22 protein-coding genes are annotated in these 26,681 nt (G+C 72.1%); 11 read left to right on the top strand and 11 right to left on the bottom strand.

Annotated features, from left to right (window positions below):
• Positions 1 to 27: 27 nt before the first annotated feature.
• Positions 28 to 1,179: a glycosyltransferase family 4 protein gene (locus tag ACFWVE_RS00550; RefSeq protein WP_384006703.1), complete on the bottom strand. Its 1,152-nt coding sequence runs from the start codon at positions 1,177 to 1,179 to the stop codon at positions 28 to 30.
• A 349-nt stretch (positions 1,180 to 1,528) separates the two neighbouring features.
• Positions 1,529 to 2,500, bottom strand: coding sequence for a DUF3068 domain-containing protein (locus tag ACFWVE_RS00545; protein WP_384006700.1), 972 nt, complete (start codon positions 2,498 to 2,500; stop codon positions 1,529 to 1,531).
• 251 nt (positions 2,501 to 2,751) lie between these two features.
• On the opposite strand from ACFWVE_RS00545, the gene ACFWVE_RS00540 reads away from it, so the two are divergent.
• The 4 genes from ACFWVE_RS00540 to ACFWVE_RS00525 all read left to right on the top strand — a co-directional run bounded on the left by ACFWVE_RS00540 (position 2,752) and on the right by ACFWVE_RS00525 (position 5,959).
• Positions 2,752 to 2,904, top strand: coding sequence for a hypothetical protein (locus ACFWVE_RS00540; protein ID WP_384006698.1), 153 nt, complete (start codon positions 2,752 to 2,754; stop codon positions 2,902 to 2,904).
• A 3-nt stretch (positions 2,905 to 2,907) separates the two neighbouring features.
• Positions 2,908 to 4,155, top strand: coding sequence for a PucR family transcriptional regulator (locus ACFWVE_RS00535; protein ID WP_384006695.1), 1,248 nt, complete (start codon positions 2,908 to 2,910; stop codon positions 4,153 to 4,155).
• 164 nt (positions 4,156 to 4,319) lie between these two features.
• A complete protein-coding gene (locus tag ACFWVE_RS00530; protein WP_384006692.1) occupies positions 4,320 to 5,093 on the top strand; it encodes an IclR family transcriptional regulator in 774 nt (257 codons plus the stop codon).
• Complete coding sequence (locus ACFWVE_RS00525) at positions 5,090 to 5,959, top strand: SMP-30/gluconolactonase/LRE family protein (protein WP_384006689.1); 870 nt, start codon at positions 5,090 to 5,092, stop codon at positions 5,957 to 5,959. Before ACFWVE_RS00530 ends, ACFWVE_RS00525 begins: the two co-directional genes overlap by 4 nt.
• A gap of 37 nt (positions 5,960 to 5,996) precedes the next feature.
• Here the strand turns inward: ACFWVE_RS00525 and ACFWVE_RS00520 are convergent, their stop codons facing one another.
• From ACFWVE_RS00520 to ACFWVE_RS00505, 4 genes are read right to left on the bottom strand one after another with little or no spacing between them, the layout of a single operon-like run.
• Positions 5,997 to 7,415 (bottom strand): FAD-dependent oxidoreductase, encoded by a 1,419-nt coding sequence (locus ACFWVE_RS00520; RefSeq protein WP_384006686.1) that lies wholly within the window; start codon positions 7,413 to 7,415, stop codon positions 5,997 to 5,999.
• A complete protein-coding gene (locus tag ACFWVE_RS00515) occupies positions 7,405 to 8,658 on the bottom strand; it encodes an MAB_1171c family putative transporter (protein WP_384006683.1) in 1,254 nt (417 codons plus the stop codon). The genes ACFWVE_RS00520 and ACFWVE_RS00515 overlap by 11 nt, the downstream gene beginning before the upstream one ends.
• Positions 8,659 to 8,716: 58 nt before the next feature.
• Positions 8,717 to 9,955 carry an MAB_1171c family putative transporter gene (locus tag ACFWVE_RS00510; RefSeq protein ID WP_384006680.1) on the bottom strand — a complete coding sequence of 413 codons (1,239 nt, stop codon included), beginning with the start codon at positions 9,953 to 9,955 and terminating at the stop codon, positions 8,717 to 8,719.
• The gene (locus ACFWVE_RS00505; protein ID WP_384006677.1) at positions 9,952 to 10,515 is read right to left on the bottom strand and encodes a toxin; all 564 of its coding nucleotides are present in this window, start codon (positions 10,513 to 10,515) and stop codon (positions 9,952 to 9,954) included. The genes ACFWVE_RS00510 and ACFWVE_RS00505 overlap by 4 nt, the downstream gene beginning before the upstream one ends.
• Before the next feature lie 236 nt (positions 10,516 to 10,751).
• On the opposite strand from ACFWVE_RS00505, the gene ACFWVE_RS00500 reads away from it, so the two are divergent.
• The 4 genes from ACFWVE_RS00500 to ACFWVE_RS00485 all read left to right on the top strand — a co-directional run bounded on the left by ACFWVE_RS00500 (position 10,752) and on the right by ACFWVE_RS00485 (position 15,188).
• Positions 10,752 to 11,813, top strand: coding sequence for an ABC transporter substrate-binding protein (locus ACFWVE_RS00500; RefSeq protein ID WP_384006675.1), 1,062 nt, complete (start codon positions 10,752 to 10,754; stop codon positions 11,811 to 11,813).
• Positions 11,810 to 12,751 carry a carbohydrate ABC transporter permease gene (locus tag ACFWVE_RS00495; protein WP_384006672.1) on the top strand — a complete coding sequence of 314 codons (942 nt, stop codon included), beginning with the start codon at positions 11,810 to 11,812 and terminating at the stop codon, positions 12,749 to 12,751. The genes ACFWVE_RS00500 and ACFWVE_RS00495 overlap by 4 nt, the downstream gene beginning before the upstream one ends.
• A complete protein-coding gene (locus ACFWVE_RS00490) occupies positions 12,748 to 13,608 on the top strand; it encodes a carbohydrate ABC transporter permease (protein ID WP_384006669.1) in 861 nt (286 codons plus the stop codon). The genes ACFWVE_RS00495 and ACFWVE_RS00490 overlap by 4 nt, the downstream gene beginning before the upstream one ends.
• Positions 13,609 to 13,673: 65 nt before the next feature.
• Positions 13,674 to 15,188: an alpha-N-arabinofuranosidase gene (locus ACFWVE_RS00485; RefSeq protein ID WP_384006666.1), complete on the top strand. Its 1,515-nt coding sequence runs from the start codon at positions 13,674 to 13,676 to the stop codon at positions 15,186 to 15,188.
• Positions 15,189 to 15,225: 37 nt separating this feature from the next.
• On the opposite strand, the gene ACFWVE_RS00480 is transcribed toward ACFWVE_RS00485, so the two are convergent.
• Positions 15,226 to 18,231: a beta-galactosidase gene (locus ACFWVE_RS00480; RefSeq protein ID WP_384006663.1), complete on the bottom strand. Its 3,006-nt coding sequence runs from the start codon at positions 18,229 to 18,231 to the stop codon at positions 15,226 to 15,228.
• A gap of 418 nt (positions 18,232 to 18,649) precedes the next feature.
• On the opposite strand from ACFWVE_RS00480, the gene ACFWVE_RS00475 reads away from it, so the two are divergent.
• Positions 18,650 to 19,300, top strand: coding sequence for a DUF4360 domain-containing protein (locus ACFWVE_RS00475; RefSeq protein WP_384006660.1), 651 nt, complete (start codon positions 18,650 to 18,652; stop codon positions 19,298 to 19,300).
• A gap of 162 nt (positions 19,301 to 19,462) precedes the next feature.
• Here the strand turns inward: ACFWVE_RS00475 and ACFWVE_RS00470 are convergent, their stop codons facing one another.
• The 4 genes from ACFWVE_RS00470 to ACFWVE_RS00455 form a co-directional block, all read right to left on the bottom strand.
• A complete protein-coding gene (locus tag ACFWVE_RS00470) occupies positions 19,463 to 20,674 on the bottom strand; it encodes a helix-turn-helix domain-containing protein (RefSeq protein ID WP_384006657.1) in 1,212 nt (403 codons plus the stop codon).
• A gap of 217 nt (positions 20,675 to 20,891) precedes the next feature.
• Positions 20,892 to 21,833 (bottom strand): hypothetical protein, encoded by a 942-nt coding sequence (locus ACFWVE_RS00465; protein WP_384006654.1) that lies wholly within the window; start codon positions 21,831 to 21,833, stop codon positions 20,892 to 20,894.
• 40 nt (positions 21,834 to 21,873) lie between these two features.
• Entirely contained in the window at positions 21,874 to 23,454 is a 1,581-nt protein-coding gene (locus ACFWVE_RS00460; RefSeq protein ID WP_384006651.1) for a DUF6801 domain-containing protein, read from the bottom strand.
• Between the two features lie 103 nt (positions 23,455 to 23,557).
• On the bottom strand, positions 23,558 to 24,193 hold the full coding sequence (locus ACFWVE_RS00455) for a hypothetical protein (RefSeq protein WP_384006649.1): 636 nt from the start codon (positions 24,191 to 24,193) through the stop codon (positions 23,558 to 23,560).
• A 714-nt stretch (positions 24,194 to 24,907) separates the two neighbouring features.
• On the opposite strand from ACFWVE_RS00455, the gene ACFWVE_RS00450 reads away from it, so the two are divergent.
• Both ACFWVE_RS00450 and ACFWVE_RS00445 read left to right on the top strand, forming a co-directional pair.
• Positions 24,908 to 25,918, top strand: a complete 1,011-nt coding sequence (locus ACFWVE_RS00450; protein ID WP_384006646.1) for an ABC transporter ATP-binding protein — start codon at positions 24,908 to 24,910, stop codon at positions 25,916 to 25,918.
• Positions 25,915 to 26,679, top strand: coding sequence for an MlaE family ABC transporter permease (locus ACFWVE_RS00445; RefSeq protein ID WP_384006643.1), 765 nt, complete (start codon positions 25,915 to 25,917; stop codon positions 26,677 to 26,679). Before ACFWVE_RS00450 ends, ACFWVE_RS00445 begins: the two co-directional genes overlap by 4 nt.
• Positions 26,680 to 26,681: the final 2 nt, after the last annotated feature.

Here is a 26,681-nt window from a genome sequence, read left to right as displayed (position 1 = left end):
TGCTCCTGTCACCCGTGGATCCGCCGCTCATGGCCGATGGCCCCGCACCGCCTCCGCCGCCACCGCGCGGAACTGCCGCACGGTGCGGTCCCAGCGGTAACGGGTGGCGCGCTCCCGGGCCGCCTCGCCCATCAGCTCCCGCCGGGCCCCGGACAGGGCGAGGGCGCACCAGGCCGCCGCGAACGAGGACTCGCCGCGCGCCAGCACACCGGTCTCGCCGTCCACCACGGAGTCCCGCAGGCCGGGCACGTCGAAGGCGACGGCCGGGGTCCGGCGCGCGGCCGCCTCGGTGACGACCAGGCCCCAGCCCTCCACCGCGGAGGGATGCAGCAGCAGCCAGGCCGCGCACAGCAGACGGTGCTTCTCCGCCTCGGAGACATGGCCGGTGAACTCGACACCGGGACCGGCGAGGCGTTCGAGACGCTCCCGCTCGGGGCCGTCGCCGACGATCACCAGCCGGCCGCCGGTGACCGGCCGCACCCGTTCCCACAGCCTGAGCAGCAGATCGATCCGCTTGTACTCGACGAGCCGGCCCACCGCCACGAACAGCGGCTCCGGGGAACGCCCGGTGCCCGGACCGGGCTCCTCCACCCCGTTGTGCACGACCCTGATCCGCTCGCGCGGTACGCCGATGCCGTGCAGCGCGTTCGCGGTCGACGGGGAGACGGCGACCAGCAGCCCGTGCTGCCGGGCACCGGTCAGCGCCCAGTGCTCGAGCCTGCGCCCGATCCGCGCGGCCGGAGCCAGCGGACCGCCGAAGCGCATCCCCCACAGGTCGGTGTGCACATGGTTGACCAGGCACAGCGTCGGCCCGCGATGCCACAGCGGCGCCAGGTACGGCATGCCGTTGCACACCTCGACCAGCAGATCGCAGGCGCCGACCCGACGGGTGAAGGCGGAACGGGCGCGCAGGTAGTGACCGTAGGTGCCGCCCGCCGACACCACGCGGTAGTCGCGGAACGCCGCGGGACCCCCGCACAGCAGGGTGACCTGGTGGCCCATGCGGGTCAGGCCGCCGGCCAGCCGGTCGACCAGCAGCTCGGAGCCGCCGGCGGAAGGGTTGTCCAGATCGCGGTGGGCGAGGAAGACGATCCGGCGGGGACGCGCGGGGAGTGCCGGAGGGTGCTGCGGCACGCCGGGGAGCGGCGTGCGCAGCGGGGAGGGCACGTGCTGGGGCATCGGTGCTCCAACTCGTCTCGGGGTGCGGAACCGTGCGTGGGGTACGCGGGACAGGTGCGGGGCGGGGTGTTCGAAGGCCGGGGAGTGGTGCGTGATGCAGGGGGTGTGCGAGGCGCAGGGGGTGCGGAACGGGGTGGGCGGGTGGGTACGGATTTCGGACGGGCGGGGTGACGTCGATCGGAACTCGCGTGCCTCGGAAGGGCGTTCGGGCCCTTCCTGGGCATGAGCTGTGCACGGCTCGTGCTGGGGTGGGGTTGGACAGTTTTCGCCCAGACGTTCCCCAGTGCTACTCACCGGGATGACAATTTCGGACCTTGTTGGACCCGAAGTCACGTACTTCCGTGAGCGTCTACTGAGCAGTACGGGGCAAATCGGGACGCTCTTCTTCCTTCCGGCCACGTGCCACCAGAACCCCACCGGCCACCGCGAGCACGAATCCCGCCACGGCCGCGCCGACCGGAACGGTCTCGCCCACCAGACGCAGCTGCCCGCTGTCGCGCTTCGCCTGCCGCACGGCCTCCTTCTGCGTGTCGGTCGTGAACGAGAGCTTCTCCGCGTCCAGCAGCACCGCCGCGTCCTCGTCCCCGCCCGGCGCCCGCAGCGTGCGCCGCGGGCCGGTCTGCGCGTAGATCACCCGGCCGGTGGCCTGGTCCACGACCAGCTCGAGGCCGTGGTTGGAGTACCACTCCTCGGCCAGCACCTGCGGCCGGTCCGGCTCGTCCACGAGGGCGCCCGGCACCAGCCGGGTGCCGGTCTTCGTCGCCGGCACCGAAGCGGTGAACCGGTAGCCCGTGTACCCCTGCACCTTCTCGGTGCCCCGGTAACGCAGCACGACCGTGTCGCCCAGGGTGTTGTCCCACCACTGGTAGGAGCGTTTCTGCACGTCGAAGGGGAACTTGAGGTACGCCTCGCCCTCGATGTGCGGCTTCTCCTCGCAGCAGTGCACCGGCTTCGTGGTCCTGCGGTCCAGCACCCAGCGGTGCGGGGTGAAGTCCAGCGCGTCGTGCGGATCGGCGGCCGGCAGCGACTTGTCGGTGTCGACCGTGGTCGTCACGTCCCACACGGCGTTCCCGCTGCGTTCGCTGTCCTCGACGTTCCCGCGCACCTTCTGGGTGACGGTGATCGTCTGACCCGGCACGGTCTCGACCTTCTCGAGGTCGATCACGCTGCCCCGGCCCTTGTAGACGGCGGTCGTGTCGATGTCGATCGGGTTCACCGCGGCACGCGGCTGCACGTACCAGGCCAGCAGGGGTGCCAGCACCAGCAGAAACGTGCCGAGGCCCAGCAGGACCAGGGAGAAAGGGGAGGCTGTACGGCGCATCCGGGCACTCCAGAGGCTCGGGACGGATCGGCACGGACAAGGCCGACTCCGTGGAGGAAAACGCGCGTGCGAGAGGGGCGGAGCCATCCGGCACCCCCTGCGGGCCGGGACCGTACTCCCTCTGGGCCGGGAACCGTAGGCGCCCCTTGACTCGGTGTCAATGTGCACTCGACACTGGGGGGCGACGGGCAGGGGTGGCCGGACGAGTGTGCGGGGGTGGGGAAACCTCCGACAGAGAGGCTGTCCCTGAGATGTCCAGACTGCTCGCCGCCGCCCTGACGGTCGCGCTCGCCGCGGTCCTCGCCGTGGGCGCCGCGCTCGGCGTGGTCGCGCTGCTCGATGCCGGGCCCGACCAGCCGAACACACCGTTGATCACCTACGAACAAGCGGGCCAGGGGAGTTGACCGGTGACGGCGTCCAGAACCGTCACGGCCCGCTCCGCCTGGCACGACGTACCGCGCACCCAGGTGCACCGGTTCGCCGAGACCGCCATGGCCGAGATCCCCGGGCTCGCCGAAGAGATCATGAGCGAGATCCAGCGCGAGTACCCGGAACTCCCCGTCGTCCTCGACGACTCGGGCGAACCGATGGCGCTCGTCGGCATCCGCCGCGCCATCGAGGTGTTCGTGCAGCACCTCGAGCACGCCGACTACTCGGCCGGCCGGCCCACCGTTCCGCCCGGCATGTTCCACGACTTCGGGCGCGGTGAGGGCCTGCACGGACGGTCGCTCGACTCGCTCCAGGCGATCTACCGGCTCGGTGTCCGGCTGGCCTGGCGCCGGCTCGCCGAGATCGGCCAGCGCATCGACATCCCGCCGCCCGCGATGTACGAACTCGCCGACGCGGGCTACGAGTACCTGGACGGACTGGTCGACCAGTCCGTCCGCGGCTACGCGGAGGCCGCCGCCCGCCAGGCCGGGGAGCGGCTGCGGCTGCAGCGCCGGCTGATGGAACTCCTGCTCACCGAACACCACCGGGGCGATCCCGCCGACGCGCTCGCCGAGCGGGCCGCCCGCATCGGCTGGCCGCTGCCCGGGAAGGTCGCGGTGGGCGTGCTGCGGCGCCCCGCGCGCGAGGCGGTCGCGCCCGCCGTGGGCCAGGAGGTGCTGCTCGACATGGAGTCCGAGCAGCCCCGCATGATCGTCCCCGAGCCGGACGCCGCCGGCCGCCCCGAACTGCTGCACCGCGCGCTCACCGGCTGGTCCGGCGCGATCGGCCCGCCGGTGCCGCCGGCCGACGCGGCGAAGTCGCTGCGCTGGGCCGAGGCCGCCCTGCGCCTGATGGAACGCGGACTGCTGCCCGACGGCGAGATGCTGCACTGCACCCAGCACACCGAGGCGCTGGTGCTGCTCCAGCCCGAGGAACTCATCGACGACCTCGCGCTCAGGTGCCTCGCCCCGCTGTCCCACTGCGCCCCCACCAACGCGCGGCGGCTCGCGGAAACGCTGCTGGCGTGGCTGGAGACCCGGGGCGGCGCGCCCGAGGTGGCGGCACGGCTCGGCGTGCATCCGCAGACCGTCCGCTACCGGCTGCGGCAGATCCGCGAACTGTGGGGCGACGAGATCGACGACCCGGACCGCCGCTTCGAACTCGAACTGGTCCTCCGCTCCCAACGCCTCCGCGGCGAACTGGGCGCCCCCGCACCCCGCCGCTGAACGGGGCAGCCGCCCCGGCGGGACTCGCGGGCCCGGCGGGAACCGGGTCGGCTCTCCGGTAGGCCATTGCCCGGGTGGGGCCGGATGGTTAGCCTGTGTGTTCGTCATTCCGATCGCCTGTTGATATCTCGAACGGGCTGAGACATACAGGGAGGGGGCCGGTCGTGGGACGCCTCGTACCAGCCGTGACCCGGGCTCTCGACATTCTCGAGCTCTTCCTCGACGGGGACGGGACGCTTTCCGCCCCCGACATCGTGCGCAGGCTCCAGCTGCCGCGCACCACCGTGCACGAACTGGTGACCACGCTCGCCGCCCGGAAGTACATCGTCCCGGTGACCGGCCAGCCCGGCCGCTACCGGCTCGGCGTGCGCCCGTACCAGCTCGGCGCCCGCTACGCCGAGTATCTCGATCTCGCCGCCGAGGGCCAGCAGGTGGCCCGGTCCGTCGCCGAGACCTGCGACGAGACGGTGCACGTGGCGATCCTGGAGGACACCGACGTCATCTACATCGCCAAGGTGGACTCCACCCACGCGGTGCGGATGGTGTCCGCGGCCGGCCGCCGGCTGCCCGCGCACTGCACCTCCGTGGGCAAGATGCTGCTGGCCTCCCTCCCCGAGAGGGAACTCGCCGCGCGCATGCCCGACGACGCCGGGCTGGCCGCGATGACCCCCAACAGCATCACCGACCCGGTCGCCCTGCGCGAGGCCCTCACGGAGATCCGTGCCCGGGGCGTCGCCGTGGAGAGCCGCGAGTCCAACCCGGACGTCAGCTGCGTGGCCGCCCCGGTCCGCGACCGCACCGGGCAGGTGGTCGCCGCGCTGTCCATCTCCGTGCCGATGATCCGCTGGAGCGACGACCGTCTCACCGAGCTGGAACAGCTCGCCGCCAAGGGCGCCGACGACCTGTCCGAGCGCCTCGGCCACCGGAGGGTGTCATGACGACGAAGAGCGGTGCCGCCCCGTACGAGGTCGCGGTCCGGGCGGAGTCCGCCCTGGGCGAAGGCCCCACCTGGGACGCGGCGGCCGGCCGCCTCCTGTGGATCGACATCCTGGGATCCCGGATCCACACCTACGATCCGGCCACCGGCCGGCGCACCCTGCGCAGCAGCGAGCAGCACGTGGGCGCGGTCAAGCCGCGCGCGGGCGGCGGCCTGGTCCTCAACCTGCGGGACGGCGTCGGCCTGCTCGACCCCGACGACACCTTCCGCTGGCTGCGCCACGAGCCCGTCCCCGGCCGCCGCGGCAACGACGCCGCCGTCGCCCCCGACGGCACCCTGTGGACCGGCACCATGCGCTACGACGAGGCCACCGGCGGCGGCACGCTCGCGCGCGTCACCGGCGACGGCACCGCCGAACTCGTCCTCGACGACGTGACGGTGAGCAACGGCACCGGCTGGAGCCCCGACGGGCGCCTGATGTACTACATCGACACCCCCACCCGCCGTATCGACGTGTTCGACCACGACCCGGACACCGGCAGGGTCACCGGCAGGCGCCCGCTGGCCGAGGTCGAGGACGGCGCGGGCTTCCCCGACGGCCTCACCGTCGACGCCGAGGGCTGTGTGTGGGTGGCACTGTGGGACGGCGCGGCGGTACGCCGCTACACCCCGGCCGGCGCCCTGGACCGGGTGATCGACCTCCCGGTCCCGCGCGTCACGGCCTGCGCCTTCGGCGGCCGGGGCCTGACCGACCTGTACATCACCACGGCCCGGGTGGGCCTGGACCCCGCGCCCCCGCTGGCCGGCTCGCTCCTCGTCGTCCCGGGCGCGGGCACGGGCGTCGCCCAGCCCGCCTTCGCGGGCTGACGCGGGTCCCGACTCCCGTCCGTGACATCCCTTCCGCTCAGCCCCCCGTACGATCCAGCCGTTCGAGGACCTTCCGCTCGCCCGGAGTCATAGGCGGCAGGGTCGACGGGGGCAGTGGGGAGCCCGCGAGGGCGGCGAGCACCGTGGCCGGGTGGAACATCCGGGCCGGGGGCGTCCGCAGACCGGTGACGCCCCAGAGCGCGGAGGCCGCCGGGTACGAACCGGTGGCCGCCCGCGTGACGCGCCGTGTGTACGCGGAGACGACGCGGTCGGCGGCGGTCGGCGCACCGCCGCGCACCCCCGGGTACAGCACGTCCTGACTGACCGCCATGGACCAGGCCCCCTCCGCCACCCGTGCCGCGCCCCGCTGCACCCGCCGGGCGAGACCGGGCGCGCCGAGGTCGCCCGCCACCCCGTTCAGCTCCCGGCCGAGGACCCGCGCGCCGAACGCGGCCACCGACATGCCGTGCCCGTACGCCGGGTTGAAGGTGGCCAGCGCGTCCCCGAGTGCCACGAAGCCGTCCGGCCACCGGGGCGCCTTCTCCAGATACCGCCGCACATTGCTCGTCGACCGGCTCAGATGGATGTCGGTGAGCGGCTGCGCGCCGGAGACCAGCCGGCCCACGATCGGGTCCGGCAGGTCGAGCATGTACCGCAGGAAGCCCTCCGGGTCCGCGGGCGGCTCACCGCCGCGCGAGCCGCCGCAGCTCACCAGCCACCGGCCGCCCTCGACGGGCATGACCATCGCGCTCCGCGCGGGCCGGGAGACGAACGGGTTCGCCTGCACGATCGTCAGCGGGAACCTTTCCGCACCCTCCGGAACCCGGTACAGGCGTGACGCGTTGACCAGCCCGGAGTCCACGGTCCGCTCCCGGATGCCGGACAGGCCGAGTTCGTCCAGCCAGGTCACGACCCGCGTACCGCGCCCGCTCGCGTCGACGACGAGATCCGCGTCGAGTTCCTCGTCACGGTGCCCGCCGTCGTCGGCCACCGTCACCCGTACCCCGTGCACCCGCCCGGCGGAGCCGGTCAGCCCGGTCACCGCCGCCCTGCGGATCTTTACCGGCGCGTGGTCCAGCACCGCGGTCCGTATCACCCAGTCCAGCAGCGGCCGGGTGCATGTCAGCATCACCGGTCCCGTGCGCCGCCACCGCCGCAGCCAGCCCTCGGAGGTGAGCGCCAGCATGCCCGAGCTGAGGGAGACCTCGTGCGCACCGGCGGCGAGCAGCCGCCCCCGCGGATCCACGCCCGGCAGCAGCCCCTCCATCGCGTCCAGCCCGCCCGGCATCAGCAGATGCGCGTGGTGCCCCTGCGGCAGGCCCCGGCGGTGCCCGGGGTCCTCGGGCAGGTCGTCGCGGTCCAGCACGGTCACCTCGTCCGCCCCGGCGTCGGACAGGGCGGCTGCGGCCAGCATGCCGGCCAGCCCGGCACCGATGACGACAGCTCTACGCGACATGGGGCTCCTCGGGTTCTGCCATGGGTCCAGCCATGGAGTTCGGCCCCGCGCCGTCGGGTGCGGGGGGCGTGGGGGGCATGGGGGGTGAGGTGGCGGCGCCGGCGGGAGGGCGGTCCCGTACCCGTTCCAGCGCCTGGGCCAGTTCCACCAGACCGCTCGTGCCGGAGACCTCGGTGGCGTGCAGCCGGTAGCTGCCGTCGGCCTGGGGCGGTTCCTCACGGGCGGCGGCCCGGCGCGCGGCATCGGCGAGCATGGCGGCCTCCGCCGCCAGCCTGGCCTCGTGGGGGGAGCGCCCGGCGGCCAGGGCGTCGTCCCGCGCCCGCTCACGGACGCGGTGGTCGAAGTACGGCGCCAGGGCGAGCAGGGCGTCGTGGATGGACACCTCGCGCCACTGGAGCCGGACCTGGGGGAGCTGCCACCAGGCGGTGGGCGGCCTGGGAGCGGTGGACGCCGACCGCACGAGGCACCACAGGGATGCCAGCCGCCGGTGGTCGAGCAGTCCCCGCCACTGGGCGAGCGTCGGCGGCAGCAGCCGCGGCAGCACGAACCCCGCCGAGCACAGCACCGCGCCCAGCGAGGCCATCGGCGGGGCGACGGCGGTGGACAGGAAGTCGAGGTCGTGCCCGTTCCAACGGGCCACGACCGCCGTGTACTTGGTCAGCTGGAAGCCCACCACGTCCAGCAGGGTGCCCAGCAGGATCAGCCGCAGCCCGGTGCGCAGCAGTCCGGTGACCTCGCGGGCCCACTTCAGGCACATGGCACACATGACCAGCATGGCCGCGCTGTGCCCGAGCAGGTACAGCAGGATCATCTCCCGCATGAACGGGGTGTTGGCGTAGTACGTGTCGAGGTCGGTCAGCCGCTCGGTGTCCGCGTCGGCGAGCGCGAACAGGACGACGATGGCGAGCACCAGCAGCCCGTACGCGGCGACGCCGCGCAGCACCAGGCGCCGCACCAGCTCACGGGGCCCGCCCCGCCAGTTGATCAGCAGGACGAGCGCGGCGCAGCTGTACGCGGAGAGCATCCCGTAGGTCAGCGGCGCACCGAAGTTGGGGATGCCGGTGAGCTCGTTGACGGCGGCCAGGGTCGCCGGGGCGGCGCAGACGAAGACCAGGGCGGCGAGCGCGATCGCCACGCAGGTGGACAGCGTCAGCGGGTCGCGCAGGGCGGTGCGCGGGCGGCGGCGCACCAGGACGGAGGAGATCCCCAGCATGACGGCCGCCACATACACGACAAGACTCATCCCCCACACCCCCCTCGCGACGGGGCGCGCCCGACACGGCCGGTGCGCCCGTTGCGGTTCATGCGGCCCCCGTCGGTGCGGTGGGCGCCGGTACGGGGGGTGCCGGAGCCGCCGGCGGCACGGGCGCGGCCCGCGTCGCCGTCCCGGGCCGCGTCACCGGGGCGGCCGGTGCCGTGCCGGGCAGGGCGTCGGCGACGCGGGCCAGTCCGGCCGGTCCCGGGATCCGGTCGAGGAGCCGCCCGGTGCCGCGGGCCGGCGGCAGGTGGTGCCCGGGGGCGGCCTCGTCCCGCACGGCGGTGACGATCACGGCGGCCCAGGCGGCGGCCTCGGCCCACTCGGGATCGGCCGTCGTCCCGAGCGCGGACGCGCGGGTCCGGTCGAACAGATCCCGGTCGAAGTAGGAGTCCAGGTGGCTCAGCGCGTTGTGGATGCTGGTCTGACGCCACACGAGGAGGGCGGCGGGGGAGGCGAGCCGGGGCCGGGGCAGCCGCAGCGTGCGGCGGACGAGCAGGTCGTCGAGCGCCCGCTCCAGCGGTGCGAGCCGGGCGTACGTCCGCCGGGCCCGCCCCCACCGGGCCACCCGGGGCGTCACCAGCGGCACCAGCACCCCGACGACCGTCAGCAGCGCGCCCAGCCCCGCGGCGGCCGGCGAGACGGCGGTGCCGAGCGCCGACCAGTCCCGGCCCGACCAGCGGGCGGCCACCGCGACGAGCTTGGCCACGCTGTAGCCGGCGCCGCACAGCGCGCCCGCCCCCATCAGCGTCAGGCCCGCCCGCAGCCCGCCCCGCACCCGGCGCGCCCAGCGCAGCGACGTCACCGCGGTCACGGTCACCGCGGTGAGGTGCGTGACCAGGTACAGCACGATCATCTGGGCGAGGAACGGGGTGGTCGCGTAGTAGGTGTCCAGGTCGGTGCGGCGCTCCACCGGGGCGTCCCCGAGGGCGAAGGCCACCGCGACGACGGTGACGACGCCGGTGCAGGCGAGGATCCAGCGGCGGGCGGTACGGCGTACCCCGGGCCCGCCGCGCCAGTGGACGACGAGGACCTGGGAGGCGGCGCAGTAGGCGATGATCGCCGCGTACGTCAGCGGCGCCGCCAGGTTCGGCACCCCGCCGAGCCGGTTGACCGCGCCGACCGTCGGTGGCGCCCCGAGGAAGAAGCAGAGCCCGGCCAGCCCCAGCACGGCGCAGATGGCCCGCAGATACGGATCGTGCCGGTGCCGCAGCAGATCCGGGGCCCGCACCAGCAGACCGAGCCACAGCGCCCCGCAGCTCACGTAGTTGATCAGGCCGTTCATCGTCTCGTCCCGCGGTGGTTGAGCGCGGCCCCGATGCGTCCGGCGAGGTCCTGCGGTTCGCCGGAGCCGCCGCCCCCGGCGGCGAACACGGAGTCGGTGGAGGCGTCCAGCCAGATCCTCAGCCGACGGCCCATCAGCATCCCGAAGAGGTCGGCCTCCTGCTCCTCGGCGAGGCTGAAGTCGGTCCGGGCGGCAATGGCCTGACGTCCCGTGGGACCACCCGGGCGACCGCCGGAGCCCGCTTTCGACTTCGCTCCGGCCTCCGCCTCCATCCGCCGCCGGTTCATGTGCCACACCTCGTGGCAGAAGATCACGATCTGGTGCCACACGGCGGCCCGTTCGTCCACCACCACGTCGTCGTGGCTCTCCCGCTCCAGCCACAGTCCGCTCGCGGTGTGCGGCGGGAACGCCGCCCGGTGGACGAGTACTTCACGTCCCCGCCAGGCGCCGACGGAGTCGACGAGTGCGTTGAACAGGACCTCGGGCTCGGCGGGCACCGGCACCCGGATGGGCTCGATGAGCGCGTCGGCGAGACGACGCATCTCCTTCCTGGTACGCACCGCTTACTCCCTTGTTTCCCTGTTCCCCCGGGTGATCTCAAGGCTGTTCGAGACTACGCGCCGTGAGGGTCCACGTCATGCGAACAGGTGTCCCTTCGGACAGGCCCCGAGATCTTGTCCGAAGCATTGACGCGCCCGCGCCCGCCCCTTACGGTCCGTTCGAAGTTACGGGCGATATTCGAAATCCCGAACGAGTGCACCTCTTCGACATGACACCTCGACAGATGGGGCAGGGCATGGGACGACCTGGCCTGAATCGCAGGCACTTCCTGGCCGCGGCGGGCGGCCTGACGGTCGCGGGCAGCTTCGGCTTCGCGGCCCTCGGCACCGGCGCGGACGCCCTGGCCTCCGACGCCGGTACGCGGGTGCGGTACTGGAACCTCTTCAGCGGCGGCGACGGCTACAACATGATCGCGATGCTGGACTCCTTCCGTAAGGACAACCCCGGCATCGACGTGAAGGACTCCACCCTCCAGTGGGGCAGCCCCTTCTACACCAAGCTCGCCATGGCCGCGGCGGGCAGCAGGGCGCCGGACCTCGGCGTCATGCACCTGGGCCGTGTCCCCGGCTTCTCGCCGGGCCGTCTCCTGGACCCCTGGGACGTCGGCCTGCTCGCCGAGTACGGCGTGAGGGAAGCGGACTTCAACCCCGAGCTGTGGAAGCGCGCCGTCGTCGACGGCAGGCTCTACGCCCTCCCCCTCGACATCCACGTCCAGCTCTGCTTCTACCGCAAGGACGTGCTGAAGAAGGCGGGCCTGCTCGACGCCGGCGGGCGGATGGTGACGCCGACGTCGACCGACGAGTGGTTCGCCGTGCTGAAGGAGGCCAAGCAGGCCACCGGGAAAGGGCTGCAGACCATCGGCCTGTGGCACAGCGACCAGAACTTCCAGTGGTGGTTCTTCGTCGCCTTCTACACCCAGCTCGGCGGCACCTGGTTCGACGACACCAACACCGAGGTCACCTTCGACACCGACAAGGCCACCCAGGTCCTGGAGTTCCTGCGCCGGCACATCCCCGCCCACACGCCGACCCTGTCCTCGGCCGCGTACCGGAAGCTGAACCCGCAGAGCGAGTACGTCTCGGCCATGGACCACCAGGCCACCGAGCCGAAGGTGTGGTTCGCCGGCTCCACCGGCATCCTCGCCCAGCGCGTCGGCCCCGTCGTGGTCTCCTCCACGACGGGCTCCGTCGAGCCGGACGCCGCGGCCCGCCGGATGAGGAGCACGCTCGCCCGACTCCTCGCCGCCAAGAACCCCATGGACGGCAGGACCGCCGCGCAGGGAGGTGCGGCCGCATGACGGCGACCAGCGCAGAGACCGTCCTCGGCCCGGCCCGCACGAGGGCCGCCGCCCGGAGAGCCACCGTCCGCCGCAAGCAGGGCTTCCAGCACGGCGCCTGGTTCATCGCCCCGTTCCTCGTGCTGTTCGCGCTGTTCGTGATCTGGCCGCTGCTGCGCGGCCTCCGGCTCAGCTTCACGGACGCCAACATCTCCGGCGACGGCGCGAACTTCGTCGGCCTCGACAACTACCGCGAGGCCCTGGACGACCCGCTGGTGTGGGAATCGCTCGGCCACAGCGCGTACTTCACGCTGCTGGTCGTGCCGTGCATCACGGTCCTCGCCTTCCTCCTCGCGATGCTCGCCCACCACATGGAGCGCGGCACCTGGCTGTGGCGGCTGTGCTTCTTCGCCCCGTTCCTGCTGCCGTCCACCGTCGCCGCCAACCTGTGGCAGTGGCTGTTCAACCCCGGCACCGGAATGGTCAACCACGTCTTCGGCATCGACACGGCGTGGCTGACCGACAAGTCCTACGCGATGCTCGCCGTCGTCATCTGCACGCTGTGGTGGACGGTCGGCTTCAGCTTCCTGCTCTACCTCGCCGCCCTCCAGGGCATCCCCGCGCACCTCTACGAGGCCGCCAGGCTGGACGGCGCGAACGCGTGGCACCGCACGGTCCACATCACCCTGCCGATGATGCGGCACATCACCGGCCTCGTCATCGCCCTCCAGATCCTCGCCTCGCTGCAGGTCTTCGACCAGGCCGTGGTGATGATGGACTTCCTGCCCGGCCCCGAGGGCTCCACCAGGACGTTCGTGCAGTACACCCTCGAAGAGGGCTTCACCGGCTACCGCGTCGGCTACGCCTCCGCCATCTCCATCATCTTCTTCGTGATGATCGCGGCCGTCGCCCTCGCGCGGATGTGGCTGCTGCGCAACCGTGAGGAGGGCGGCCGATGAGCACCGCCGCACAGATACGCGTCAGGCCCCGCAAGCCCTGGACGCCCGGCCAGATCGTGCTCACCCTCCTCGGCGCGGCCGTCTCGGCGGTGTTCCTCGCGCCGCTCGCCTGGGCGCTGTCCACCTCGCTCAAGTCGGAGACCGAGGCCGTCGAGGTGCCGCCGCACTGGCTGCCCGAGGAGTGGACCGGCCAGGCCTGGTCGGCGGTCTTCGAATCCGGCGACATCACCGACTGGCTCGTGAACTCGCTGGTGGTCTCGGTGTGCGTGACGGCCGTGGTGCTGAGCGTGAGCGCGCTCGCCGGATACGGCTTCGCCCGCACGGAGTTCCGCGGCAAGAACGCCCTGCTGGGCCTGGTCATGGCCGGTCTGATGGTCTCGCCCGCCGTCCTCGGCGTACCGCTGTTCACCACCGTCCAGCAGATGGGCATGGTCGACACGTACTGGGGCATGATCCTGCCGCAGTGCGCGCCCGCCGCGATGGTCTACATCCTCTACACGTTCTTCCGGGGCGTCCCGCGCGAACTGGAGGAGGCCGCCTTCATCGACGGGGCCGGCCGCTGGCGCGTCTTCTTCACGATCATCCTGCCGCTGTCGCGCCCCTCGCTCGCGGCGGTCGGCATCTTCACCTTCATCAGCTCGTGGAACAACTTCCTGTGGCCGTACACGGTGACCAACAACCCCGACCTGATGACCATGCCGAACGGCATCGCGACCGTCATGAACTCCTACGGCATCCAGTGGGCCCAGCTGATGGCCGGCGGCCTTCTGGCGGGCCTGCCGCTGATCGTCGTCTTCGTCTTCTTCCAGCGCCAGATCGTGGCGGGCATCGCCCACACGGGCCTGGCCGGCCAGTGACGCCCGCCGCCGCACCGGCACCCCTACCGGCCTCGTGGACACCCGCGAACCCCTGAAAGGACCACATGCGTACCGCCCGCTTCACCCTCGACCCCGCCTTCACCGTCGGCCCGGTCGACCCCCGTCTCTTCGGCTCCTTCGTCGAACACCTCGGCCGCTGTGTCTACACCGGCATCCACGAACCCGGCCACCCCACCGCCGACGCCGACGGCCTGCGCACCGACGTCCTGGACCTGGTCCGGGAACTCGGCGTCACCGCGATCCGCTATCCCGGCGGCAACTTCGTCTCCGGCTACAGGTGGGAGGACTCCGTCGGCCCCGCCGAGGACCGCCCGCGCCGCCTCGACCTGGCCTGGCACTCCACCGAGACCAACCGCTTCGGCCTGTCCGAGTACATCTCCTTCCTGCGGAAGATCGGCCCGCAGGCCGAGCCCATGATGGCCGTCAACCTCGGCACCCGCGGCGTCACCGAGGCGCTCGAACTCCAGGAGTACGCCAACCACCCCGCCGGCACCGCCCTGTCCGACCTGCGCGTCGCGCACGGCGACAAGGACCCCTTCGGCATCCGCCTGTGGTGCCTCGGCAACGAGATGGACGGCCCCTGGCAGACCGGCCACAAGACCGCCGAGGAGTACGGCCGTCTCGCCGCCGAGACCGCCCGCGCGATGCGCCAGCAGGACCCCGGCGTCGAACTGGTCGCCTGCGGCTCCTCGAGCCAGGCCATGCCCACCTTCGCCGCCTGGGAGTCGACGGTCCTCACCGAGACGTACGACCTGGTCGACCACATCTCCCTGCACGCCTACTACGAGCCGCACGACGGCGACCTCGACTCCTTCCTCGCCTCCGCCGTCGACATGGAGTCCTTCATCGAGAACGTCGTCGCCACCTGCGACCACGTCGGCGCGAAGCTCAAGTCCACGAAGAGGATCAACCTCTCCTTCGACGAGTGGAACGTCTGGTACATGTCCCGCTGGCAGGAGCAGGCGACGACCTTCGCGCAGGACGACTGGCCCGAGGCGCCGCGCCTCCTCGAGGACAACTACAGCGTCACCGACGCCGTCGTGTTCGGCTCGCTCCTCATCGCACTGCTCCGGCACGCCGACCGGGTCAAGGTCGCCTGCCTCGCCCAGCTCGTCAACGTCATCGCCCCGATCCTGACCGAGCCGGGCGGCCCCGCCTGGCGGCAGACGACCTTCTTCCCGTTCGCGCAGGCCTCCCGGCACGGGCGCGGCGAGGTCCTCGACGTCCGCGTGGACTCACCGACGTACGAGACCGCCAAGTACGGCACGACCGACCTGCTGCACGCCACCGCCGTACGCGCCGACGACGGCACGGTCACCGTCTTCGCCGTCAACCGGAGCCGCACCGAGGCGCTGCCGCTGGAGATCGCCCTCGGCGGCCTCGGCCTCACCTCGGTCGTCGGGCACACCGCCCTCGCGGACGCCGACCCCGACGCCCGCAACACCCTCGCCGAACCGGAGCGGGTCACCCCGCACCCGGTCGAGGGCACGACCCTGGCCGACGGCGGGCTCGGCGCCGTACTGGAACCGCTGTCGTGGAACGTGATCCGGCTGGCGTGAGCGGCCGGGCGCGGAAAGGGCCGGGGAGGCGGTGGAGTCAGGGTCCGGGTGACTCCACCGCCTCCACCGGCACCCCGCCGCGCGCCGCGCCCACCAGGGTCAGCCGCGCCTGGCCCGGCCCCGAGGGTGTGGTCCCGTCGGACAGTACGGCCAGGGCCAGTGTGTTGGCCCCCCGTGTGCGGAGAATCCCGTTCGGCAGCATGAAGGTGTGCTGCGGGCCCACGTCGTTGATGTACTGGCCCATGTTCCAGCCGTTGAGGAAGATCTGGACGCGGTAGGCGCGCTCCGGGTCGTCCTCGAGAACGAGCCCGACCGACGCGTCCACATCCGGGTCGACATCCAGCCGGAACTCCGTCCGGTACCAGGTGACCCCCTGCCGCCGCCGGTCCTCGCGCGGCCGGTCCACGGCCTCCCAGGCGTCCCGGTCCCCCTCCTCGCCGTACCCCGGCAGATGCCAGCCCTCGCGCTCCCCGTACAGCCCGCCGTTGTTCAGCGCCCCGCGCACCCGGTCCGGTGCCCCGGCCCCCTGGATCCGCCACCTCACCTTCGGGGAAGCTCCCCCGAAGCCGACCCCGGTCAGCCCGCGGGCCGGCCTGCGCGTGCCGCGCGAGCCCGGCCCCGGCGCCCCCGCGCCTGCCGTGCCGTCCCCCTCCTGCTGCATCCGCCGTACGAGCACGGACAGGACGTGCTCACCGCGCCCGCGCAGCTTCCCGGGCACGGGGAAGGCCGCGGTCGCGGTCCAGGTGCCCCGGCCCGCCGTGTCCTCGTCCGGCACCGGCATCCGGTGCGTACCCAGCGGCCGTCCGTCCAGCCAGGCCATCAACAGCCCCTGCGTACCGGTGCTGTAGGACAGGGACACCGACTCGGCGTCGCGCGCGTCCTCGAAGCGCCCCCGGTACCAGACGTCGCCGTAGTGGAAGCCGTAGTCGTCCGCGAACAGCACGGGCTGCCCCTCGGGCACGGGCGTGGTGCCGGCGGAGGCGGTGCGGTCGGCGGCGGTCCACCCCGCGTCGTCGAAGTCCGGCTCGGACTCCGGGTTCTCCGTCCGCCGCCGCCAGCCGGTGAGGGCGGGCAGGGACGGCGCGGGTGTGGCCGGCATCAGCCCTTCCATCGTCAGGGCCCCGGCCCTGCCGACCGTGGTGCGCACCGGCTGCCCGTTCCAGGTCACGGCGGTGATCCCGCGCGGCGCCCACACCTCCAGGCCGGTCTCGCCCGTGATGTCGCCGGTGAGATGGACGGTGGAGCCGCGCAGCGTGGCCGACCGCAGCAGCGGCGGACCGTAGACCAGCAGCGGGCCGGACGGGGTCTCGTAGGGCCACAGCCGCTGGGCGGTCGCGTCGTCGGCGAACAGCAGCAGCATCGGCGTCTCGGAGTCGCCGCCCTCGATCAGGACCCGGCTCAGTCCGCCCACGCCGAGCGGCGTGACCACGTTCAGCCTGCCCCGGTCGTAGGACCAGGCGGGCTCGACGTCCAGCCGGTTGGTGAGCGGCTGGACGTCGCAGTCGAGGGCGACGTGCGCCGTCTCACCGGTCCGGCCCACGAACGCGGCGATGTCCTGCCGCCCGACGGTCACACCGAACAGGGGCTGCGCGGTGGAGAACGCCAGCTTCCGCCGCCCCAGTCCGAGCCCGGTGGCGAGCAGCTTGGCGTCCCGCGCGCCGACCGTGACCGGCACGTCGACGTCGGTGCCCGGCAGCGCCGACCTGACCTCCTCGGCGGAGTCGTTGCGCAGGACGTACACCTGGGCGTCGGTGTCGGGGTTGGCCAGGTGGTAGACCTTCAGCCGGTCGTCCTGCGGCCGCACCGCGGACGCCGGTTCGAGGCGGGCGAGGTCCGGCACGGTCCGCAGCAGATGCCCGAGCTGGTGGAGCGGGCCCAGCTTGACGGTGGGCCGGCGGGCCTGGTCGATCGGGGCCCCGTAGTCGTACGAGGTGTAGACGTCCGGCGAGGCCAGCCACCCCCACGAGGTCCCGCCCACCGCCATGCGCGCGTTGTGCAGGGTGATCCCGTTGGCGAGACTGGTGAGGAGACTGCTCCGTTCGTGCGCCGGGCCCCATGCCGCGCGCACCTCTGTGTACCCCTTGCCGCCGGAGGTGACCCCGCCCCAGGGATCGGACGCGCCGACGACGGCCCCGGCGACGAACCCGGGCGTGCGCGCGCTCGCCCCGGCCCCCGCCCCGCGCCTGCCGAAGTACCCGAGATCGGCCGGCACCTCACCGGGCACGGGCGAGAACTCGAACCCGTACAGCCAGTTCGCCTCGCCCTTCTTCGTGCCGGTGGGGAAGGGCCCGGGCGCCCACGGCCCGTCCGCGCCGCCGTCGTTGTGGAACAGCGGTACGTCGATCCCGTCGGCGCGCACCTTCTTGTAGAGGTGGGACATGTAGGCGCCCGCGTCGTCGCGCTGTCCCTCGTACCGGTCCTCGAGCTGGTACAGGAGCACGGTGCCGCCGCCCCCGGTGAACAGATGCCGGACGGCGATGGCGTTCACGGCCCCCAGCCAGGCGTCCACATGCCGCAGACAGGCGGGGTCGGCGGCCCGGGCCGCGCCCTCGGCGACCGTCAGCCATCCGGGGAAGCCCCCGGCGTCGAGATCGGCGGTCCCGAGGTACGGCCCCGGGCGCAGGACGACGTACAGCCGCTCCTCGGCGGCCATGGTGAGGAACAGGTCGAGGTCGCGGACGCCGGTGAAGTCGTGCGTGCCGGGCGCGGGGGAGTGGAGGTTCCAGGGGACGGGGACACCGACCGCGTTGTGGCCGTGGGCGCGCAGCTTCTGCAGCACGTCCCGCCACAGGGACGGGCTCGGCAGCCGGAAGGGGTGCATCTCGCCCGACCAGAGCACCAGCCGCCGGCCGTCGACGAGGAGCGAGTACCGGTCGAAGCCGACCTCGTGCCGTTCGCCGTCCGCGCGCGGCGGGGCGGGCGGCGGCCCCGTCGGCACGGCACGCGTCCCGTTCGAGCCGGTTGCCGCTCTGCTGCCGGCCAGCGCGAGGCCGAGCGCCGCCGTGCCGGCCAGCGCGGTGAAGGTACGCCTGCTGAGCTCCAAGGGAGCCGCCTCCTGTTGTGCCGCTGGTGCGGCCGCATAGGGCCGCGGGTGGTGCCGTCGAGTGGTCCTGGCCCCCCGGGGGGACGGGTGGTCCTGGTGGGCCATTGTCTATGCCGGGGCACCACTGTGTTCACGCCAGGTTCCCGGTACGTCCGTTTCACCCGGTACGAGTGACGCGCGCGAGGGCTGTTCCCCTCGCCCGTTCCCTGTGAACGCCCGGGCGGCGCGGTGGGGCCGAATGGCCGGAGTTCCTCCTGTCCGCCCTCCGTCGCGCCGCCTACGATGCGAGCGCTCCCGGTCTTCACGTCATCTCCCCGCCTCCTTCACGGAGGCCGGGAGTCCACTCGCAATTTGTCAGGTGCATGACTTTCTCGTCATCGCGTCCCATTCACCCCCCACTGAACGAAGAGGGAGAACCATGGCTGGTGGCCTGCTTCTCAGCACCGCGGTGGCCGCGCTGCTCACCGCCGCGATCCCCGCGCACGACCCGTCGACCGGGTTCGTGGACCCGCCCCCGGACAAGATCGTCATCAAGGTCGCCACGGTGAACGGCTCCGGCTGTCCCCAGGGCACCACCGCGGTCGCCGTCTCCGAGGACAACACCGCGTTCACAGTGACGTACAGCGACTACCTCGCCCAGGCGGGCGGCACCTCCGACCCCACGGCCTTCCGCAAGAACTGCCAGCTCAGCCTCATCGTCCACGTCCCCCAGGGCTTCACCTACGCCGTCGCCGGCGCCGACTACCGCGGCTTCGCCGCCCTCCAGCCCGGCGCGAGCGGCACACAGCGAGCCTCGTACTACTTCCAGGGCTCCCCGAACACGGAGTACCGCAGCCACCCGTTCGCCGGCCCCTACGACGACAACTGGCAGGCCACGGACACCACCGACTGGGCCCAGCTCGTCTACGCCCCCTGCGGCGTCCAGCGCAACTTCAACATCAACACCGAGCTGCGCGTCAGCGCCGGCACCTCGTCCCCCGACAAGGTCAGCTTCATGACGATGGACTCCACCGACGGAGACATCAGCACGACCTACCACATGGCCTGGAAGGAGTGCCCCGGCTCCTGACGGGGTGACAGGCACGCGGCCCGTGCGTCCGGCCCCCGGCCGCACGGGCCGCACACCGGTCTGCGCCGTCGGCATTCCCCGGAGGAGACGTCCCGTCGCGCCACCGCACGGTGCGTGGGCGGGCCGGCCCGGGCCGCGGGGGAGAGGGCCGGCTGCGGGGAGTCACTCCTGGCTGTCGAGGCCGCGCAGGTGGAGGGCGCGCAGGGCCGCTTCGAGGGCGAAGCGGTGGTCGGGGTCGCTGAGGTTGTCACCCAGGTAGCCGTCCAGGCTCCGAAGACGGTAGCGGACGGTCTGGGCGTGGACGCCCAGTATCTCGCCCACCTGCTCGGCGGGTGCCCGGGTGGAGACGTGGACCCGGAGGGTCTCGACGAGCCGTTCGCGCCGGCTGGGGGACAGTCCGCCGAGGGGGGCCAGTTCGCGGGCCGCGAGGTGGTCGACGAGGGCGGGATCGGACAACAGCCACAGGGTCGTCAGATGGTCCGCGCAGTGGATCAGCGGAGTGTCGGGCACGACACCGTCGTCGACGAGCTGGAGCACACGGCGGGCCCAGCGGACGGAGTCGGCGCTCTGCGCGAGAGGTACGGTCAGGCCCACCGCGGCGCGGGCGCCGGCCAGGGCCGTGCCGAGCATGGTGAGGCGCCCCGGGGTAAGGCCTCCGGGGACGAGCAGGCACGGCTGCGGGATGTCGAGGTCGGCGAGGACGTCGTCGTCGAGACCCGCCTGGATGTGGTGGGGCACCGGAGGACGGAGGGCGACGAGGGTGCACTCCCGGGGCAGTTCCCAGGCGGCGGCCTCGCACAGTTCGGAGACGGTCGTCCGGGGCAGCGGCGGCGCGGCCAGCAGCAGGTGCAACAGCTGTCTTCGTAACGCCGACACCTCGGACGCGGTCCGCTCCCGCACCTCCACGTACCCCTCGCGGGTGATCGCCTCCAGCTCCTCGACGTACGCGAAGAGGGCGTCCGCGAAGGTGAGGACGAGAGCGGGGGAGAGGTTGTACTGGCGCCCCATCGTCTTGGCCCGGCGCAGCGCGATGCGGGCGCCGAGCCGGTAGGCGCTCTGCAGGGTCTCCAGGTCGCGGCCCTCGTAGGCCTCCACCCGGCCGAACCGGCGCAGCAGTTCGTCCCGTGGTCCCGAGCTCTGGCCGGGGTCGGCCACCCGGTCCACGAAGGCGGTCAGCGTATGCTCCACGCCCTGGCGGATCGCGTCCCCGTCGGGGCCGTTGAACAGCCGGCCGTACACCGGGTAGGCGCGGGCGACCTCCATCCGTATCTCGTTCAGCAGTCCCGGCAGTTCCGGCCGGATGAAGGCCGCGAACTGCCTGGGGAGGGGGCCGAGCGGTTCCCCGGCCTCCGGTGACCGTGTGATCGCGGGCATGAGTCACCCTTTGCTCTCAGAGGTGTCCGGCGGGGTGGCCGGCCGGACGCCGCTCCGCCGGAGGGCGGATGACGTCCGGCCGGGTCCTTGGGGTCACGCCGTTCTGGCACGCTGAAGCTAAATCAACTCGGTTGCCTTGTACACGCTTTGAGCAGAAGTGACGTACGGGTGCACCGGCCGGCCAGCGGGACGGCCGGGAACCACCGCTCCGTGGCTGTTACTTGACGGCGGAGTGCCAGTTCTCCGCGAGTACCCTGCCGGCGTCGGGGGCGACGGTGCCGGGCGCGTTGAGTCCGGTGAGGTGCGTCTGGGTGTTGTCGAGGGTGACGCTGTTGTTCCCGGCGGCGGAGGGCAGCCCGGTCTTCGCGTTGACCGCGGCGTTGATCAGGCCGATGTTCAGACCGCAGCCGGTGGCCGCGGGCACCGCGAAGGTGCTGTCGTTCTGGGTGGCACCGGTGAGGTTGATCCGGCTCATCTCACCGGCCTCGTCGGGGGCGCCGTCGCCCTTGAAGAAGCTCATCCCGAACTCGGGGTAGTCGAGGTTCCTAGGGCGCAGCACGATGGGGTTCGAGGCCGTTCCGATGTAGCACTTGCTGCCCAGGAGAGGGTTCTCCAGGTGGACGCGGACCGGGAGGGCGACGATCGGCATGTCCGTGAGGATGCCCGCGGTCTGGTCGAAGGCGTAGGGCGCGCCGACGGACTCCATGGTGGCGGTGATCCTGTTGAGGCTGGAGTCGTCGAGCGTCCTGCAGATGGCCGTGATCACCGGAACATCGCTCGGGCACATCAGGCCGAGCAGGCCGCCGGGGACGGTGGCGGGGTCGGCGACGAGCGCGCCGGAGGGCGGGGCGACGACGCTGCTCGTGCCGTCCGCGTTCTGCACGACGCCGATCTGGAGGTTGGTCCTCCCCGAGACCACGGTGGTCTTGCCCAGCTTGATGGAGCCGCCGGCGGAGGTGGAGACCACGCACTGCGGGGTCTTCTCGAGGCCGTCGGCGGCCAGCATCGCCCCCGCGTCGACGGGGCAGCGGGTGAAGGGCGCCCACTCGCCGTTCAGCGCGGGGTCGGCGGCGGTGGCGGTGCCCATGGAGGCGAAGGCGCCGAGCGCGGTCAGCGCGGAGACGGTCGCGAGCCTGGTGCGGGTGGAGAGCAGGGGCATGGTGATGACCTTCCGTGGGAGGGAGCGCGGACGGTACGGATCAGCGCTCGGGGACGGGGATCTTGAGGGGTTGCAGGTCCTCGGTGCACTCGAGGGGGTTGAACACCTGTACCGCGCACGTCTGGCCCTGGATCTGCTTGACGTAGTTGCCGGGGCCGGAGACGGAGGCGGTGAGGAGGCGGTCGAGGTTCTCGCCGCCGGTGCCGCAGCCGGTGAAGGCCGGGATGGTCACCTCGCCGGTCAGCGGGCCGCCGGAACTGAGCAGGTAGCCGGTGGGCTGGTCGGGAGGCTGGTGGGTGCTGCTCCCGGACAGCACCAGATGGTCGCCGGGATACGCCGAGGGGTCGGGCTCGGGGGAGCGGAGGGGCCTTTCCGTCCTGCAGTCGGGCCCGACCTCCAGGGGGGTCCCGTTGACCTCGAGAGCGGTCACCCGCAGGACCAGCGGGACCCGCACACGGGTTTCCAGGCTGGTGAACAGAGTGATGAACGAGGTCTCGCCGCTGGCGTCCATGGTCATGGGGCCCGTCTGTTCCAGCACCATGGTGGCCTTTGTCGGAGTGAAGCCGAAGGTCAGGAAGGTGGCCTGGAACGGTGGAGTCCGCGGGCGTCCCCGGTGGCGGAGCGTTCCCTCCGAGTGCTGGGTCAGGTGGCCCCCGCTGAAGTCCGGGAAGAACTCGATGTCCGTGGGGCCCTGCTCGATCAGCACGCAGGACAGGGGGATGAGCGAGGCCCCTCTCAGCTTTTCCACGTTCGTGTAGCCGGTGACATAGGCGTTCAGCGACGCCGACGTGGACGGGTGCCCGTCGTCGTAGAGGCACGGGGGTGCGCCGGGGCCCGCGGCGGTACCGCCGGGCGTGCCCTCTGCCACCTCCGGCGCGCGGTCCCCCTGCCGGTCCTGCCGGTCCTCCGGTGCGTCCTGCGGCCCGAAGGACGCACCGGAGGATCCGGGAGAGGGACCCGACGGGGTCGGCGTGCCGTCCGGATCCGCCGTCCGCGGTCCGACCGGCACGGTGGTCAGCAGCCCCTCTTCCGGCGCGTCCCCGGCGAGGGAGCAGTCGACGGTCAGCGAACCGGGTTCGGTGGCGGTGCCGTCCGCGGCACCGAGCGCCAGGTCGACGGCGAGGCCGCCGGCCCGGAACGTCAGGTCGCCGTCGCTCCGGCCGGTCACCGAGGGGACGTCGCCCGTCGTGGTCAGTGTCAGCGGCCCGGACTCGGGGAGGGGGACCGGCTCCGCCGTCCCGCGCCAGGTCGCCTCCGCCGCCGCTTCGCCCTGGGTGACGCCGACACCGAGGCGGGTCGCGGCCCGCGCGGTGGCGGCCTTGGACGCGGTGAGGTCCGCGACCGCCTCGGCGGGCAGTTCCACGGTGGTGGTGACGTCGGTGGGTGAGAACGCCTCGCCCGCCTTCGCCCGGCCCGGGAAGTGTGCCGAGATCCGTACCGTCGCGGGCCGCTCTCCCGAGGGGAGCGCGCAGACGTAGGGGAGTTCGACGCCGACCTCCTGGGTGCCCGCGGCGGTGGCCGCGGCCGGGACCAGGGCGGCGAGCACGACGAACGCGGCGATCGACGCACTCCTGGCGCGGACACGGTGCGGCCGTGGAACGGCGGCTCGGTGGCCTCTCATACAACTCCGCTCGGGTAGGGGGCCGGTGTCGGTGGAACGCGGCACGGAGCCCGCGAACGCCCGGCCGGGAACACCGGCCGGGCGGACGCGAGCGGGTGGCTCCTTACGGGTTGGAGCCGACGATCTTCGGGATGGAGCCGTTCGACGCCTTGATGACGTAGTTGCCCTTGAAGATGGGCCTGGTGGCGGTCGTGACCACGGAGCCGCAGTTGACGGGGGCGGGGCTGGAGCTGACGGCCAGGTCACCGGCGACGCTGCTGACGGCCAGGACACCGGTGGAGTTGGTGTAGGTGGCCGAGGCCTTGCCCGTCACCGTGAACTTGCAGGCACCGGCGGTCACGTTGGCCTTGACGTTGCCGACGTAGCCCTTGGTGACGCCGGTCGCGGCGGTGTAGTCCTGCGCGACGACGGTCCAGGGGGTGACCGCCACGGTGGTGACGTTGCCCAGGACGCTGGTGCACGGCGAGGCGGCGGTGCCGAAGTTGATGGCGTTGATGGTGGCGACCGTCGCCGGGTTGCCCGTCGCGCTCGCCATGCTGCCCGACGCACTCGAGGTCGTGCACGTCATCGGGATGGTGGCGGTCAGCACGATGTTGCCGCTGTTCGTCGCCGTGTAACTGCCCGCCGGGGTGACGGTCCACACCGTGGAGGGCACCGCCGAGGCGGGCGCGACGGTGAGGCCGAAGGCGGCCGCGGCCGCACCCGCCACGACTGCGAACCTTCTCGTGTTCTTCTTCATGACGTCAGGACTCCTTGTGGATTGGCCGGCAGAGATGGGCCGTGGCCGGGCGATCGAGGGAAGGCCGTGCGGCCCGCGGCTCGGTGTTCCCCGTCCGCGGGAAATGACGTTACTTGCGGGAAACTTAGCCGAACAGTGCCACTGTTCATGATTCTTTTGAAAGTAGAACTATCTGTTTCCGGGGTGAGTGGTCCACGGGTCGTCTTAGTCATCGAGTGTCAATGTCGACGTTTCGTCCGGTGGTGCGGGATCTCGCCGTCCACCGGTCGCCGCTGAGTCGATCTGCTCACCCGGTGACAATTTCCGAGACGTGTTTTATCTGCGCCCTGACAGGTTTCGGATGGCTGAAGCAGGCATCCCGGAAAACTCGGATCACGGTATTGCCCGCCGAGGTTACTCGACCGTAACGTGCCGGTGTGGTGCACGGCTCCAGGTCGGTGGCCCCCGTCGGCCGGGGCCACGACGGATGCTTTCCGGCCTCGCCCTCCCACCGGCCCGGACGTCCGTGGGCAGGGCCTCGCGGATTCGCGCCCCCGGAGCCGCGAGACCCTGCCCTTGTCTCCCCGGAGACAAGGGCGGCCGGCGGGTTGTCTGTGCGGTGACAAGTTCCGGAAAGGGAACGGGAGCCCGGCGCCGCGCCCGTTGTCAGTACGCTCCGCACCGACTTAATGTGCGCCCGCAGTGCACATCCGACCTGCGTCCGCTGGAGGTGATATGGGAATCGAAGTGGTGGTCGAGGGCCTGACCAAGTCCTTCGGTAAGCAGAGCATCTGGCGGGACGTGACACTCACCCTCCCTGCCGGGGAGGTGAGCGTGATGCTGGGGCCGTCCGGCACCGGGAAGACCGTTTTCCTGAAGTCGCTCATAGGGCTGCTCAAGCCCGAGGAGGGCCGTGTCCTCATCAACGGGGTGGACATGGTGAACAGTCCCGAAAGGGATATCTACGAGACCCGGAAACTTTTCGGTCTCATGTTTCAGGACGGAGCCCTCTTCGGGTCGATGTCCCTCTTCGACAACATTGCCTTTCCGCTGCGCGAGCACACCCGCAAGAAGGAGTCCGAGATCCGCCGCATCGTCATGGAGCGGATCGAGATCGTCGGGCTGCTGGGCGCGGAGGGCAAGCTTCCGGGAGAGATCAGCGGCGGCATGCGCAAGAGGGCCGGCCTGGCCCGCGCGCTCGTGCTGGACCCGCAGATCGTCCTCTGCGACGAACCGGACTCCGGGCTCGACCCGGTCCGCACCGCCTACCTCTCCCAACTGCTGATCGACCTGAACGCGCAGATCGACGCGACGATGCTGATCGTCACCCACAACCTCGACATCGCCGCCACCGTGCCCGACAACATGGGGATGCTCTTCAGACGCGAGCTGGTCACCTTCGGCCCGCGCGAGGTGCTGCTCACCAGCGAGGAGCCGGTCGTGGCCCAGTTCCTCGGCGGCCGGCGCGAGGGCCCCATCGGGATGTCCGAGGAGAAGGACGCGGCCACCCTCGCCGCCGAGGCGGGCACCGCCGTCGCCGACGCGGCCCGGCCCCGGCGGATCGTCCCGCAGCTGGAGCCGTCGCCCGGTCTCCCGCCGCGCCGGGCCGTCGCCCGGCGGCGCGAACGAGTCATGGGCATGCTCGACCGGTTGCCGCCCGCCGCACGGTCCGCCATCCGGGAGACCTACGCCCGAAGCGCCCAGGCACCCACCCTGCCGATGCCCGCCACCGGGAGCGGCGCATGATCACCGGCGCGCTGCGGCAGACCGGCCGGCTCTTCGCGCTCGCCGTCGAAGTGAGCCGTGCCATCTTCCGGAGACCCTTCCAGTTCCGCGAGTTCGTCGAGCAGTTCTGGTTCGTCGCGGGCGTCACCATCCTGCCCGCCGCTCTCGTCTCGATCCCCTTCGGCGCCGTCATCGCCCTCCAGGTCGGCTCCCTGACCCAGCAGCTGGGAGCCCAGTCGTTCACCGGAGGCGCCAGCGTCCTCGCCGTCGTCCAGCAGGCGAGCCCGCTCATCGTCGCCCTGCTCATCGCCGGCGCCGGCGGTTCCGCCATCTGCGCCGATCTCGGCTCCCGCAGGATCCGCGAGGAACTCGACGCCATGGAGGTCATGGGCGTCTCGCCCGTGCAACGCCTGGTCGTACCCCGGGTGCTGGCCACCATGGGCGTGGCGGTCCTGCTCAACGGCCTGGTCTCCGTCGTCGGCACCCTCGGCGGCTTCTTCTTCAACGTCGTCCTGCAAAGCGGTACCCCCGGCGCCTACCTGTCCAGCTTCTCCGCCCTCGCCCAGCTGTCCGACCTGTACATCAGCGAACTCAAGGCGCTGGTCTTCGGGTTCATCGCCGGCATCGTCGCCGCCTACCGGGGCCTCAACCCGCGCGGTGGCCCCAAGGGCGTCGGCGACGCCGTCAACCAGTCCGTCGTCATCACCTTCCTGCTGCTCTTCTTCGTCAACATGGTGATGACGGCCGTCTACCTCCAGATCGTCCCGCCGAAGGGAGGCTGAGC

Origin of the sequence: Streptomyces sp. NPDC058632 (assembly GCF_042717095.1) — a bacterium.
Taxonomy (GTDB): domain Bacteria; phylum Actinomycetota; class Actinomycetes; order Streptomycetales; family Streptomycetaceae; genus Streptomyces.
This window is presented reverse-complemented; position numbering and strand designations above follow the sequence as displayed.

What these genes read in the sequence shown, in the direction of transcription:
- ACFWVE_RS00490 (WP_384006669.1), top strand. Translation starts at nt 12,748, where the DNA reads ATGAGCACCGCCGCACAGATACGCGTCAGGCCCCGCAAGCCCTGGACG.
- ACFWVE_RS00470 (WP_384006657.1), bottom strand. Translation starts at nt 20,674, where the DNA reads ATGCCCGCGATCACACGGTCACCGGAGGCCGGGGAACCGCTCGGCCCC.
- ACFWVE_RS00550 (WP_384006703.1), bottom strand. Translation starts at nt 1,179, where the DNA reads ATGCCCCAGCACGTGCCCTCCCCGCTGCGCACGCCGCTCCCCGGCGTG.
- ACFWVE_RS00545 (WP_384006700.1), bottom strand. Translation starts at nt 2,500, where the DNA reads ATGCGCCGTACAGCCTCCCCTTTCTCCCTGGTCCTGCTGGGCCTCGGC.
- ACFWVE_RS00455 (WP_384006649.1), bottom strand. Translation starts at nt 24,193, where the DNA reads ATGAAGAAGAACACGAGAAGGTTCGCAGTCGTGGCGGGTGCGGCCGCG.
- ACFWVE_RS00510 (WP_384006680.1), bottom strand. Translation starts at nt 9,955, where the DNA reads ATGAACGGCCTGATCAACTACGTGAGCTGCGGGGCGCTGTGGCTCGGT.
- ACFWVE_RS00540 (WP_384006698.1), top strand. Translation starts at nt 2,752, where the DNA reads ATGTCCAGACTGCTCGCCGCCGCCCTGACGGTCGCGCTCGCCGCGGTC.
- ACFWVE_RS00460 (WP_384006651.1), bottom strand. Translation starts at nt 23,454, where the DNA reads ATGAGAGGCCACCGAGCCGCCGTTCCACGGCCGCACCGTGTCCGCGCC.
- ACFWVE_RS00525 (WP_384006689.1), top strand. Translation starts at nt 5,090, where the DNA reads ATGACGACGAAGAGCGGTGCCGCCCCGTACGAGGTCGCGGTCCGGGCG.
- ACFWVE_RS00500 (WP_384006675.1), top strand. Translation starts at nt 10,752, where the DNA reads ATGGGACGACCTGGCCTGAATCGCAGGCACTTCCTGGCCGCGGCGGGC.
- ACFWVE_RS00515 (WP_384006683.1), bottom strand. Translation starts at nt 8,658, where the DNA reads ATGAGTCTTGTCGTGTATGTGGCGGCCGTCATGCTGGGGATCTCCTCC.
- ACFWVE_RS00485 (WP_384006666.1), top strand. Translation starts at nt 13,674, where the DNA reads ATGCGTACCGCCCGCTTCACCCTCGACCCCGCCTTCACCGTCGGCCCG.
- ACFWVE_RS00445 (WP_384006643.1), top strand. Translation starts at nt 25,915, where the DNA reads ATGATCACCGGCGCGCTGCGGCAGACCGGCCGGCTCTTCGCGCTCGCC.
- ACFWVE_RS00465 (WP_384006654.1), bottom strand. Translation starts at nt 21,833, where the DNA reads ATGCCCCTGCTCTCCACCCGCACCAGGCTCGCGACCGTCTCCGCGCTG.
- ACFWVE_RS00495 (WP_384006672.1), top strand. Translation starts at nt 11,810, where the DNA reads ATGACGGCGACCAGCGCAGAGACCGTCCTCGGCCCGGCCCGCACGAGG.
- ACFWVE_RS00520 (WP_384006686.1), bottom strand. Translation starts at nt 7,415, where the DNA reads ATGTCGCGTAGAGCTGTCGTCATCGGTGCCGGGCTGGCCGGCATGCTG.
- ACFWVE_RS00450 (WP_384006646.1), top strand. Translation starts at nt 24,908, where the DNA reads ATGGGAATCGAAGTGGTGGTCGAGGGCCTGACCAAGTCCTTCGGTAAG.
- ACFWVE_RS00475 (WP_384006660.1), top strand. Translation starts at nt 18,650, where the DNA reads ATGGCTGGTGGCCTGCTTCTCAGCACCGCGGTGGCCGCGCTGCTCACC.